At 41.5% G+C, this 12,746-nt stretch carries 10 protein-coding genes; 9 read left to right on the forward strand and 1 reads right to left on the reverse strand.

The window, feature by feature from the left end; genetic code table 11:
• Window positions 1-16: 16 nt before the first annotated feature.
• On the reverse strand, window positions 17-1,774 hold the full coding sequence (locus tag MTF64_RS16350; protein WP_029773775.1) for a HAMP domain-containing sensor histidine kinase: 1,758 nt from the start codon (window positions 1,772-1,774) through the stop codon (window positions 17-19).
• 371 nt (window positions 1,775-2,145) lie between these two features.
• On the opposite strand from MTF64_RS16350, the gene MTF64_RS16355 reads away from it, so the two are divergent.
• From MTF64_RS16355 to ribBA, 9 genes are all read left to right on the forward strand, one after another.
• Window positions 2,146-2,514: a response regulator gene (locus MTF64_RS16355; protein WP_024031682.1), complete on the forward strand. Its 369-nt coding sequence runs from the start codon at window positions 2,146-2,148 to the stop codon at window positions 2,512-2,514.
• Between the two features lie 229 nt (window positions 2,515-2,743).
• Window positions 2,744-5,161 carry a bifunctional aspartate kinase/homoserine dehydrogenase I gene (gene thrA, locus MTF64_RS16360; protein WP_055254712.1) on the forward strand — a complete coding sequence of 806 codons (2,418 nt, stop codon included), beginning with the start codon at window positions 2,744-2,746 and terminating at the stop codon, window positions 5,159-5,161.
• Between the two features lie 9 nt (window positions 5,162-5,170).
• Complete coding sequence (gene thrB, locus MTF64_RS16365) at window positions 5,171-6,106, forward strand: homoserine kinase (protein WP_029773773.1); 936 nt, start codon at window positions 5,171-5,173, stop codon at window positions 6,104-6,106.
• An 11-nt stretch (window positions 6,107-6,117) separates the two neighbouring features.
• The gene (thrC, locus tag MTF64_RS16370) at window positions 6,118-7,401 is read left to right on the forward strand and encodes a threonine synthase (protein ID WP_029773772.1); all 1,284 of its coding nucleotides are present in this window, start codon (window positions 6,118-6,120) and stop codon (window positions 7,399-7,401) included.
• Between the two features lie 270 nt (window positions 7,402-7,671).
• Window positions 7,672-8,928, forward strand: a complete 1,257-nt coding sequence (gene glyA / locus MTF64_RS16375; protein WP_024031685.1) for a serine hydroxymethyltransferase — start codon at window positions 7,672-7,674, stop codon at window positions 8,926-8,928.
• A gap of 412 nt (window positions 8,929-9,340) precedes the next feature.
• Complete coding sequence (nrdR, locus tag MTF64_RS16380) at window positions 9,341-9,790, forward strand: transcriptional regulator NrdR (protein ID WP_004586861.1); 450 nt, start codon at window positions 9,341-9,343, stop codon at window positions 9,788-9,790.
• Between the two features lie 2 nt (window positions 9,791-9,792).
• Window positions 9,793-10,926, forward strand: coding sequence for a bifunctional diaminohydroxyphosphoribosylaminopyrimidine deaminase/5-amino-6-(5-phosphoribosylamino)uracil reductase RibD (gene ribD / locus MTF64_RS16385; protein ID WP_055254706.1), 1,134 nt, complete (start codon window positions 9,793-9,795; stop codon window positions 10,924-10,926).
• Between the two features lie 16 nt (window positions 10,927-10,942).
• Complete coding sequence (locus MTF64_RS16390) at window positions 10,943-11,596, forward strand: riboflavin synthase (RefSeq protein WP_054983490.1); 654 nt, start codon at window positions 10,943-10,945, stop codon at window positions 11,594-11,596.
• A gap of 29 nt (window positions 11,597-11,625) precedes the next feature.
• A complete protein-coding gene (gene ribBA / locus MTF64_RS16395; protein ID WP_029773770.1) occupies window positions 11,626-12,738 on the forward strand; it encodes a bifunctional 3,4-dihydroxy-2-butanone-4-phosphate synthase/GTP cyclohydrolase II in 1,113 nt (370 codons plus the stop codon).
• Window positions 12,739-12,746 lie beyond the last annotated feature (8 nt).

A 12,746-nucleotide genomic window follows, 5' to 3' on the forward strand; every position in this document is an offset into this window, starting at 1 on the left:
ATTTTAAGCAAAGCCGTTATTGATTAAATAATGGCTTTGGCATGTTTTTAGGAAATTCAATATGGTAATGAAGCCCTTTGCCAGGCTCACTGCTTGCCTCTATTGAGCCGCTAAGTGTTTGCTTAACTAAGTTAAAGGTTATGTGTGTGCCTAACCCACTACCGCCTTGGTCGCGTTTTGTCGTAAAAAATGGGTCAAATAATTTGGCTAATTGCTCTTTTGTTACGCCATTGCCGTTATCGGTGTAGTCAATAATAAGGAGTGTGTCATCGGCGCTAATATTTATATCAATATTGCCCTGCGCAATATTATCAAAACCATGAATAATTGAGTTCATAATTAAGTTAGTAAAAATTTGGCTAATTGCCCCTGCAGGCAGGTTAAGAACTAAATCATCCGGACACTGTAAATTTATGGTGTGCTTGGTTTTTTTTAGTTTAGGGTGGAGCGATAAAATTACTTCGTTTAAATAATCTTTAAAGTTAATTGTTCTTACAGCTTCACTGGCTTGGTCTACCGCTATTTGTTTAAAGCTGGCAATAAGCTCAGAGGCTCTATCAAGGTTGGTTGTAAGCAAGCTTGTGCTTTGCTTAGCTTCGTTTATAAATTCTTCTAATGCTTTGGGCGATAACTTTTTTTCTTTGTAGGCATTTTCTAACGTGTTTAAACGCTCTTGTAAAAACGATATAGCGGTTACACCAATACCAATAGGTGTGTTTATGTCGTGTGTAATACCGGCGACTAATCCGCCTAGTGCAGCCATTTTTTCGGTGCCTACTAAGCGCTCTTGAGCAAGGCTTAGCTCGTCTAGGTAGCGTTCAAGCTCTTTTTGTTTAGTTAATAACTCTTCTTCGGTATGTCTGCGTAAATCAACTTCTTCGGTTAGTACCAGCTTTTGTTTTTCTAGTTCGTACTTTTGCTGTTGTAAATCCATCATAGCTTGGCTTAAGTTTGACGTTTTACGGGCAACATCTTGTTCAAGCTGTATATTGTGCTGGTCGAGCTTTTCGTTACTAACAATCAACTCACGTTGGGTATGCTCAAGCTCTTTTCTGTATTGAACTACTTTATCTATTAAGTTATTAAAAGACTGCTCCATAACGTTTAGCTCGTTATGCTCTTCGGTCTCAATGTCTATGTGTTGACCTTCTAAGTCATCAAGCTCTAAGTTTTCTATTTGATCGGTTAACTCGTTTAAAGGGTCGGTGAGCAGCTTTCTAAATGCCATTAAAAACAGAATGATCAAAAAGGTGGTTTTGATCATGGCGTTACCAATTAAAAAGTAAATAGATACCATTATTCGGCTAAATACCACATCGCGGCTAGAGAACAAGGTCACATCACCTACTTGAGTAGCGCGTCCCGAAAATTCAAAAATTAGGGGAAAGGTATAACCAAAGAGACCCGATTTGGTGTCCTCTATAATGACTTCCTCTTGTACGAGTTGTTGGTTATAAAGTTTGTGTATATCCAAAGAGCGCCCCAGCTGCGAAATAATTTCACCGCTGTCATCGCGCACTATAATGCCCTCCACCATAGGTATAGCAAGTAAGCCTTCTGCGGTTGTAATTGTTTGCTTTGTATTTAGTTCCCAAATTGCGCGTGTTAAGCTTCGGCTAAAGGTTTTTTGTAGCGTACTTAGCTCATCACGAATGTAGTCTTTAGTATTTACAAATTCTGCAAGCACCTGTCCACATGTCACCACAAAGGTAAGCAAAAAATACACTGATAAAACATTAGTTAACAATTTCTTAGAAAGGCTTTTTTGTAACATATGGGATTTACTCATCCGGTGTAATTATATCTAAGTTGCAATTTCTAACTTAAAAGTTAGTCAATAAAACCTTAAAAATAAATAAAAAATTTATATTTTAAAGAGATAGCCCAGCTATTGAGTCGTTTTGTTTTAATAATAGTGCACTAAACTGATTTAAATTAATTTTAATGGCTACTGAGATTACAAAAACGATGATTTTTAATAGGCAGCTAAGGCAATTATTAATAATATTTAACGTTTTATTGTAAGGTTAAAGTACTACATTATGCGAACAAGCAAAGTGTTAGAGTTTTAGGAACGTGTTAGAATAGCAAAAACCAACGGACGGCTCGTTTTTATAATTTTAAAAGGTTATTTTAGTAGTTAACATGATGAAATTTTCTATATTAGTGTGTGATGACTCCACTGTTGCACGCAAACAAGTTGTGCGTTGTTTAAATGAGTGCGTGAGTGCCGACATTCAACAAGCCGCAAACGGGGCCGATGCGCTGGCGCTTTTACGCTTGCAGCAATTTGATCTTTTGTGTTTAGACTTAACCATGCCAGAAGTTGACGGCGTACAAGTGCTGGAGCGCATTAAAGCAGAAAAAATAGAGTGTTTTGTACTGGTGATCTCCGCTGATATACAACAACAAATGAAGCAAAAAGTCGCGCAGCTTGGTGCTATCGACTTTATAAATAAACCTATTAATAAATCGGCTTTAAGTGAAGTTTTGCATAAATTTGGCATTCATTAGGTTTTTTCATGTTTAAAAAGGCTGTTTTATCTTTTAATTTGGGGTTGACAGCATAGCCTTTGTTAAGGCAGTCTTAGCTCTATGAAAACAATTAATCGCGCACTGACCATTATTATTACAACCACCATTCTTACTGGATAGTGGCATAGGTCGGTGCAACAAATTTAAAGGCCTGTGTTCACTAAGAACACAGGCCTTTTTTCGTTTTATGGGATGAGGAACATAAATAATGCGCGTTTTAAAATTTGGAGGCTCTTCGCTTGCCGACTTTGCCTGTCTGCAACAAGTAGCTTTGCTGGTAAAAGCACAGTTAAAAGATGAAATGTTACTGGTACTTTCTGCACCCGGAGGTATGACTGATTCATTAGTTGCGTTGGCCAGTGCCGCAGAGCAAGGTCAAGATTTTTCTCAGCAATGGCAAGCTTTACTAAGCCGATGCGAGACATTAAAAGCAGAAGTAGAAAAAAGCAGTGGCGAAGTAACAAACTGGCCTGATTTTAATGAGCTTAAAAATAAGCTAGATGGTGTGGCGCTTATTAAGTGTTGCCCAGATCAAATTCGTGCTTTTGTAATTAGTTTTGGTGAGCGTGTTAGCGTATCGCTAATGCAAAGTTTATTAAGCTCGCACAATGCACAATACCTTGAAGCAACGCGTTGTGTTGCCTCTACTGGTGGCTACATTGATGCTGAGGCCGACTTAGTAACGAGTAAAGCACGCTTTCAAGCAGTACTTAAAGAAAACCCAGCCACCATTTACATTATGCCAGGCTTTACAGCAAGCAACGAGCAAGGCGAACTTACTACACTTGGTCGTAATGGCTCTGATTACTCAGCAGCTATTGCAGCGGCATGTTTAGATGCTGAAATTTGCCAAATTTGGACTGACGTAGATGGTGTGTACAGTGCTGATCCGCGCTACATCAAAAAAGCAACTAAAGTTGATTTCTTATCTTATAAAGAAGCGATGGAGCTTTCTTACTTTGGCGCTAAAGTACTTCATCCTAAAACCATTTTACCGTGCGCGAAAGCGGGCGTACCGTGCGAAATTAAAAATACCCATAACCCAGATGCTCAAGGGTCATTAATTGGTAACGACTATTCATCTGATGAGCCAGTAAAAGCGCTTTCTAGCTTGCAAGACTTAGCAATGCTTACCGTGTCAGGCCCTGGCATGAAAGGTAAAGTGGGCATGGCCTCTAAGGTATTTAATGCCCTTGCGCACGATAACGTATCGATAGTATTAATTACTCAATCATCGTGTGAATTTAGCATTAGCTTTTGTGTGCACGAAAGTGATTTAGCGCTCGCGCTAGAAGCCTTACAAAGTGCATTTGAACTTGAATTACAAGCAGGCTTAATTGAGCCGGTACAAGTACAACGTAATCTTGCCATTGTTACTTTAGTGGGCGATAACATGCGTGCACACAAAGGTTTAGCAGCACAGTTTTTTGCTTCTCTTGCACAGGCCCAAGTAAACATTGTAGCCATTGCGCAGGATTCTACAGAAAGTGCTATTTCGGCGGTTATTGATGGCGAGCTGTGTAACGATGCAGTGAAAATATGCCATGAAAACTTTTTTACGCACGTCCCTTCAATTGACGTATTTTTACTTGGCTGTGGCTTAGTAGGCCAAGAGCTTATTTCTCAGTTAGAGCGCCAGCAAGCGTGGCTTGAAAAACGTAATATTAAGTTAAACCTATATGGCGTTGCTAATTCTCGTCAATTGCATTTAGACAGCGAAGGTATTGCATTTGATGACTGGCAGCAAAAGCTTGCAGCATCAGAGCAAGCGTTTGATTTAAATTTAGTTGAGCAGTTTGTAAAGCAAAATCACTTAGTAAACCCCGTGCTTGTAGATTGTACGTCTTCTGATGCGCTAGCAGCTCAGTATGTGGATTTTTTAAATGCGGGCTTCCATGTGGTTGCTGCTAATAAAAAAGCAACAACCAGCTCGTATGATTATTACCAAGACTTAATTGCAGCAACACAAAAAAATAACCGCAAGTTTTTATACGAAACAAACGTAGGTGCAGGCTTACCGGTAATCGATAACCTACAGTCGTTATTTGGTGCAGGTGATGAATTACTTGAGTTTAGTGGTATTTTATCAGGCTCACTGTCGTACATGTTTGGTGCACTAGAAGATGGTTTATCACTTTCTGAGGCAACTATTAAAGCAAAAGAAAGCGGTTTTACAGAGCCAGACCCACGCGATGATTTATCGGGCACCGATGTAGCACGTAAATTACTTATTATTGCTCGCGAAGCCGGCATGAAATTAGAGCTTAGCGATATAGAAGTAGAGTCGGTATTGCCTCAAGGTTTTGCACAAGGTGACAGCGTAGATGAATTTATGGCTAAACTGCCAAGTTTAGATGCTGAGTTTAACGACCGTATTCAAAGTGCGGCGGCAGAGGGCAAGGTACTGCGTTATGTAGGTACAATTAAAGAAGGCCACTGTAAAGTAGGCATTGAAGCGGTCGATTCATCGCATGCATTAAATGTTATTCGTGATGGTGAAAACGCATTAGCTATTTTAAGCCAGTATTATCAACCACGCCCGTTTGTAATTCGTGGTTACGGTGCAGGCTCTGCAGTAACCGCTGCAGGCGTATTTGCCGACGTATTAAAAACATTATCGCGCTAGGAGAGCATTATGATAGAAGTATATGCTCCGGCGTCTATAGGTAATTTTGCAGTGGGCTTTGATGCACTTGGTGCAGCGCTTGCGCCTATTGATGGCAGTTTATTAGGTGATGTAGCCGTAGTAAGCGCCGCAGCAAGTGATGAGTTTGTTTGCTCTGGCGAATATGCGCATAAGTTACCAAGCGATGCGAGCGAAAACCTAGCATATCAATGTTTAGTGCATTTTAGAGCGCACGTTGCGCCAGATATGCCAAGTGTAAAATTAGAGCTTAAAAAGAATTTACCAATTGGCTCAGGGCTAGGTTCGAGTGCGTGCTCGGTGGTAGCAACCTTTGCTGCGCTTGATAAGTTTGCTCAAACCAATTTAAGCCAAGTTGAGCTGATTGAATTAATGGCTGATTTTGAAGCGATTGTCAGTGGCGGACGTCATTATGACAACATCACCCCGTGTTATTTAGGGGGCTTACAGCTTACAGGCGATTTAATTCCTGATAAGTCAATCGCTCTACCAGTTGATGAAAACTGGTACTACGTAGCGGCGTTTCCTGGGTTTTCGCTTAATACCGCAAAGGCGCGCTCGGTATTACCTAAAGAGCTAAGCATGCATGCAGGGGTTGAGTTTGCACAGCGTTTATCGGCATTTAGCAGTTTGTTATTAACGCAGCGTTTTGATGATGCACTGAGTATTATGCAAGACGATATAGCAGAGCCGTACCGAGCGCCGTTAATAACAGGGTTTAGCGAAGCGAAAGCAAATTTGCCAGCGCTTGGTGCAGAAATTGTCAGTATTTCAGGTGCGGGCCCTACGTTATTTACGGTGTGTAAAACATTAGAAGCTGCTGAAAAATGTGCGCAGTGGTTAGCGCAAAACTATATAAATGAGCAGGGCTTTTGCCACATTTGTAAATTAGATAACGACGGCACGCGTCAATTAACAGTTTTATAGGATAGGCATTTATGCAATTACATAATTTAAAAGAAAATTCTCAAAAAGTGTCGTTTGTTGAAGCGGTAAAAACAGGGCTTGGGCGTAATCAGGGGGTATTTTTCCCTGAAAGCTTAGCGCCACTCGCCGATGTAGATGCGTTATTAGATATGGACTTTGTTACCCGCAGTAGCAAAATTTTATCACACCTTATTGGTGATGAATTACCCGCTGATACCGTTGCTCAAATGGTTAAAAATGCATTTAACTTCCCCGTAAAATTGGTAGAGGTTGAAGATAATAACTATTGTTTAGAGCTTTTTCATGGCCCTACGCTTGCGTTTAAAGACTTTGGCGGGCGCTTTATGGCTGAGTGTTTAGCACAGTTTAATCAAGGCGAAAAAGTCACGATTTTAACGGCAACCTCTGGCGATACCGGCGCTGCTGTTGCGCATGCGTTTTACAACAAGCCAAACATAGATGTGGTTATTCTATACCCTAAAGGCAAAATTTCGCTTGCTCAGCAAAAGCTATTTACTACGCTTGGTAACAACATTCATTGTTACGCGGTTGATGGCAGTTTTGATGATTGCCAAGAGCTGGTTAAAAAGTCGTTTTTAGATGACGAAGTTAAATCTACACTTGGCCTTAATTCAGCTAACTCAATCAACATTAGCCGCCTAGTGGCACAAGTATGTTATTACTTTGAAGCCATTGCTCAGCTACCAAAAGAAAAGCGTGCTACAGCGCATATTTCGGTCCCTAGTGGTAACTTTGGCAATGTATGTGCCGCCATGATTGGTGCTGTAATTGGTTTGCCGGTGGGTAAGCTAAGCGCGACTACAAATCAAAACGACACCGTGCCACGTTACATGCTTGATAAAAATTGGGCGCCAAATGCCACACTTGAATCGCTTTCAAATGCGATGGATGTGAGCAAGCCAAATAACTGGCCACGTGTGCAAACAATGTTAGATAATAACTGGTTTAGCTACGATAATTTTTACTCAACCAGTGTGAGCGAAGAAAATACGCAAGCAGTGATGAAAAATATTCAACAAACTGGTTATGTTGCAGAGCCGCATACCGCCATTGCATACCAAGGTCTTGTAGAGAATAAAGCACCCGGCGCAGCAGGTATCTTTTTAGCAACTGCTCACCCCGCTAAGTTTAAAGAAAGCGTAGAAGAGATTCTAAATATTGAACTTGATATGCCAAAACCACTTAGCGACGCACTTGCTAAACCTTGTTTAGCAAGCGACATTAACCCTGATTATGAAGCGTTACGCACTGAAATACTCGCTAAGTTAGGCTAACTAACCTAGCGTTAAAAAAGCGGCTTTGGCCGCTTTTTTTGTATTTTGAACGCACTAAATAAAGTATTTATCATTAACTAATTAAATGTAAAAAATAAAAATCATTTAAATTATTAATGCATTTATAAAAAAATATCATCTTAAAAACGCTGTGAAATAGATTCAATCCCTGTTTAAATATCCTCAACTTAAGAGCGTAGGCAAAGAGTCGTTTAAAGCGTACAATAAAGCCTCTAAAAAACACCATACACGTTGCCCTAGGAGACCCCAATGTTAGAACGTAGCATGAATATTTCGGATTTTGATCCAGAGTTATTTGACGCGATAAACAAAGAAACTGCTCGCCAAGAAGAGCACATTGAATTAATCGCATCAGAAAACTACTGTAGCCCACGCGTACTAGAAGCACAGGGTTCACAGCTTACAAACAAATACGCAGAAGGTTACCCGGGCAAACGTTACTATGGCGGTTGTGAGCACGTAGACGTTGTTGAACAACTTGCAATTGATCGTGCTAACGAGCTATTTGGTTCTGACTATGCAAACGTTCAGCCACACGCGGGTTCTCAAGCAAATGCAGCTGTTTTCTTAGCATTATTAGAAGCGGGCGACACTGTACTTGGTATGAGCTTAGCTCATGGTGGTCACTTAACGCACGGTTCACACGTAAGCTTCTCAGGTAAGCTATACAATGCAATCCAGTACGGGCTAGACGAAGCAACTGGCGAAATTGACTACGCACAGGTAGAAGCGCTAGCACTTGAGCACAAACCAAAAATGATTATTGGTGGTTTTTCTGCGTACTCAGGTATTGTTGATTGGGCTAAATTCCGTGAGATTGCTGATAAAGTAGGTGCTTACTTATTCGTTGATATGGCTCACGTTGCTGGTTTAATTGCGGCGGGTGTTTACCCAAGCCCAGTACCTCACGCGCATGTTGTAACAACAACAACACACAAAACTTTAGCAGGCCCTCGTGGTGGTTTAATTATTTCTGCTTGTGGCGACGAAGCAATTTACAAAAAGCTTAACAGCGCTGTGTTCCCTGGTGGCCAAGGTGGTCCTTTATGCCACATTATTGCTGCAAAAGCAGTGGCATTTAAAGAAGCTCTACAACCAGAATTTAAAACATACCAAGCACAAGTAGTTAAAAATGCTCAAGCTATGGTTGCTGTTATGCAAGAGCGCGGTTACAAAATCGTATCTGATAAAACAGAAAACCACTTATTCTTACTTGATTTAATCGATAAAGATATCACAGGTAAAGATGCCGACGCAGCGCTTGGCAATGCAAATATTACTGTGAACAAAAACTCTGTACCAAACGATCCTCGCTCACCGTTTGTTACTTCTGGTTTGCGTATTGGTTCACCTGCAATTACGCGTCGTGGCTTTAAAGAAGCTGAATCGAAAGAACTTGCTGGCTGGATTTGTGACGTATTAGACAACATCAACGATGAGTCAGTACAAGCGCAAGTTAAAGAAAAAGTTAAAGCAATTTGTGCAAAACTACCTGTATACGCTTAATTGCATAAGCAGCAGTAATTTAGATCACAACAAGGGGCCTGTTTACCTTTCGAGGTTTAATTTGCAGTAGTATGTTTGGTTTTTAGGCAAGGCAGAGTCTATGTAGTGTGGTTACTCCACACAAATAGGCGATAACGCAGCATAAATGCCAAACATGCACTGCCCTCGGGTTCGTCCTAGGGGTGATTTACTCTTTGTTGCCTACATGGATGTAGGTAAGGGGCGTGAGCAGGACGCGGAAGCTTTGCTCGGTTTTTACTTAGCCCACTAGGTTACAAACCTCGCGCCGCGATCAAATCACCCCTAGATAGAACAAATTTAATCCTGAAAGGCCAACAGGCCCTATTTTTTTGCTAAGATAAAAGGCCGCTAAATAGCGGCCTTTTTTGTTTTAAAACGGAAGTACCGAGTTATGCATTGCCCATTTTGTACCGCAAAAGATACTAAAGTTATTGATTCTCGCCTAGTCGGCGGAGGCCACCAAGTTCGCCGTCGTCGTGAATGTAACGAGTGTCACGAGCGATTTACTACCTTTGAAGGCGCCGAGTTAGTTATGCCACGTGTAATTAAACAAGATGGCAGCCGAGAACCCTTTAATGAAGATAAGCTACTCAATGGCCTTAATCGCGCCCTAGAAAAACGCCCTGTTAGTACAGAGCAAGTGGATGAAGTGGTTAATATTATTAAATCGCAGTTGCGTGCTACCGGCGAGCGAGAAATATCAAGTCACCTTGTGGGTGAGTGCATAATGGAGGCGCTTAAAAAGCTGGATAAAGTAGCTTATGTGCGGTTTGCCTCTGTGTATCGCTCGTTTGAAGATATACGCGAATTTGGTGAAGAAATTGCCCGTTTAGGGGAGTAATAATGCAAAACCAAACAACCTTTACCGCGCAAGATGAAATGTACATGGCACGTGCCATCGAGCTTGCAAAAAAAGGGCGATTTACAACCACCCCCAATCCTAATGTAGGGTGTGTTTTAGTTAAAGATAACCACATAATTGGTGAAGGGTTTCATCAATTAGCTGGGCAGGGGCATGCTGAGGTTAATGCCCTTGCTGTAGCAGGAGAAAATGCAAAAGGCGCGACAGCGTATGTTACGCTTGAACCGTGTAGCCATTACGGACGCACTCCGCCGTGCGCAGAGGGTTTAAAAGCCGCAGGTGTAGTAAAAGTTATTGCAGCTATGGTCGACACCAACCCACAAGTAGCAGGTAAAGGGCTTAAAATACTCAGCGATGCCGGTATTGAGGTTGCATTTGGGCTTTTAGAGCAGCAAGCGCGGGCACTTAATTTAGGTTTTTTTAAGCGTATGGAGCAGGGACTTCCGTATGTTACGTGTAAAATGGCGGCCAGCATTGATGGTAAAACCGCGCTTAAAAATGGCCAAAGTAAGTGGATCACCGGCAGCGCTGCGCGACAAGATGTACAATTACACCGAGCACAAAGCTGCGCTATTTTAACGGGCGCCGATACGGTTATTACCGATGATGCTAAGCTCAATGTGAGGTTAAGCGAGTTGCCACAGGCTTTGCCTACTGAATTACCCCTACGCCAACCGGTGCGTGTTATAATTGACTCACAAAATAGGCTTACACCAGAGCTGGCAGTATTTAATATTGAAAGTGAAATAATAATTTTCACTACCAAGGTTGATAAATCAACGCAGTGGCCGCATTTTGTAAGGCATATAGAAGTGCCACAGCAAAATAACAAAGTTAATTTAACGTCTGTTTTAGCGCACCTTGCTAAGCTGCAATTTAATCATGTTTATTTAGAAGCGGGTGCTACACTTGCCGGTAAAATGACAGAGCTTAATTTAATAGACGAATATATATTTTACTTAGCGCCTAAACTAATGGGGTGCGATGCAAAAAGCTTAGTTAATTTTGCACCGCTGACAGATATGCAAAACACCGTTAATTTGACGTTTAAAGAGTGTGTGAAAATAGGCGATGATTTACGTATAACCGCCACAAAACACATTCCAATCACTTAATTAAAAGAGTAGGGCTATGTTTACTGGAATAATTGAAGCCACAGGCAAAATTGCGCTATTACAAAAAAAACAAGGCGATTTAGCCATTCGTATTCAAAGCGCTAATCTTGATATGAGCGATGTAAAGCTTGGCGATAGCATTGCCACAAATGGCGTATGTTTAACGGTAGTTGATAAGCACATTGATGGCTTTAGTGCCGACTTATCAAACGAAACTATCAGCTTAACTGGGTTTGCAAATTATAATATTGGCCAAACAGTTAACCTTGAAAAAGCCATGCAGCCGGTTTCACGTTTAGGCGGGCATTTAGTGTCAGGTCATGTTGATGGCATTGCAACCATTACAGCTATTACTAGTAATGCGCGCGCCACAGAATATTGGCTAAGCACCGATGAAAATTTAATGAAGTACATTCCTTACAAAGGGTCTGTATGTATAGATGGTATAAGCCTGACAGTAAACGCTGTACAAGGTAATACATTTAAATTAACCATAGTGCCGCACACAAGCGAGCAAACCACCATTGCTGATTTTAAAGTGGGCACACGCGTTAATTTAGAAGTCGACCAAATTGCACGTTATTTAGAGCGCCTTATTAAAGGGGCTGAGCAGCCGACTGGCTCAGATATTTCAATGAGCTTACTAGCTAAAGCTGGTTTTGTTAAATAACGACACTGATAACTTACACGAGCAAATTTATGAATTTACACAGCGCACAAGAAATCATCGACGACATTAAAGCCGGTAAAATGGTTATTTTAATGGATGACGAAGACAGAGAAAACGAAGGTGATTTAATCATTGCAGCAGAGCACATTAGCGCCGAAGCAATTAACTTTATGGCCACTCATGGCCGTGGCTTAATTTGTTTAACCATGACGCAAGAGCGTTGTGAGCAGCTTGATTTACCGTTAATGGTTAAAAACAATGGCGCAGCGTTTTCTACTAACTTTACTATGTCGATTGAAGCATCTAAAGGTGTAACAACGGGTATATCAGCAGCCGATAGAGCGCGTACAGTTCAAGCGGCAATTGCAAAGGGTGCTGTACCAAGCGATATCGTACAACCTGGACATATTTTTCCTATTATGGCACAGCCAGGTGGCGTGTTAACGCGCGCAGGCCATACCGAAGCCGGGTGTGATTTAGCACGTTTAGCCGGCCTTGAAGCCTCATCAGTTATTGTAGAAATCCTCAATGCTGATGGCACTATGGCGCGCCGCCCTGATTTAGAAGTATTTGCTAAAGAGCATGGTATTAAAATTGGCACAATTGCAGATTTAATTGAATACCGAAACCTTAACGAAACCACCATAGAGCAAGTGGCTAAGTGTAAATTACCCACTGAGCACGGTGAGTTTGATTTAGTAACCTACAAAGATACGATTGACGGCCAACTGCACTACGTATTGCTAAAAGGCGAAATTAAAGAGCAAGAACCAACGCTTGTGCGCGTGCACTTACAAAGCACCTTTAACGATATTTTGCTTTCAGACAGAAGTGCGGACCGTAGTTGGGGGCTTTCAGATGCGATGGCTTACATTGCAAAAAATAACGGTGCACTGGTTATTTTAGGTAAACAAGAAAGCACCGAAGAGCTAGAGGCCACAGTAAAAGCGTTTGCTGCTGCCGATGCTGGCGAGAATGTTACGCCGCGTAAATTTAAAGGCACATCACGCACTGTTGGTGTGGGCTCGCAAATACTGGCTGATTTAGGTATTAAGCAAATGCGCTTAATGAGTCGCCCTAAAAAGTACCATGCACTTTCGGGCTTTCATTTAGAAGTGGTTGATTACGTTGAGCCACAATAAGGGCTCAG

It is taken from the genome of Pseudoalteromonas sp. 2CM41L (genome assembly GCF_023161905.1).
GTDB classification, from domain to species: Bacteria; Pseudomonadota; Gammaproteobacteria; order Enterobacterales; family Alteromonadaceae; genus Pseudoalteromonas; species Pseudoalteromonas atlantica.

Excerpts from the sequence above, each read along its gene's own strand:
- MTF64_RS16350 (WP_029773775.1), bottom strand. The coding sequence starts at position 1,774 with ATGTTACAAAAAAGCCTTTCTAAGAAATTGTTAACTAATGTTTTATCA.
- MTF64_RS16355 (WP_024031682.1), top strand. The coding sequence starts at position 2,146 with ATGATGAAATTTTCTATATTAGTGTGTGATGACTCCACTGTTGCACGC.
- thrA (WP_055254712.1), top strand. The coding sequence starts at position 2,744 with ATGCGCGTTTTAAAATTTGGAGGCTCTTCGCTTGCCGACTTTGCCTGT.
- thrB (WP_029773773.1), top strand. The coding sequence starts at position 5,171 with ATGATAGAAGTATATGCTCCGGCGTCTATAGGTAATTTTGCAGTGGGC.
- thrC (WP_029773772.1), top strand. The coding sequence starts at position 6,118 with ATGCAATTACATAATTTAAAAGAAAATTCTCAAAAAGTGTCGTTTGTT.
- glyA (WP_024031685.1), top strand. The coding sequence starts at position 7,672 with ATGTTAGAACGTAGCATGAATATTTCGGATTTTGATCCAGAGTTATTT.
- nrdR (WP_004586861.1), top strand. The coding sequence starts at position 9,341 with ATGCATTGCCCATTTTGTACCGCAAAAGATACTAAAGTTATTGATTCT.
- ribD (WP_055254706.1), top strand. The coding sequence starts at position 9,793 with ATGCAAAACCAAACAACCTTTACCGCGCAAGATGAAATGTACATGGCA.
- MTF64_RS16390 (WP_054983490.1), top strand. The coding sequence starts at position 10,943 with ATGTTTACTGGAATAATTGAAGCCACAGGCAAAATTGCGCTATTACAA.
- ribBA (WP_029773770.1), top strand. The coding sequence starts at position 11,626 with ATGAATTTACACAGCGCACAAGAAATCATCGACGACATTAAAGCCGGT.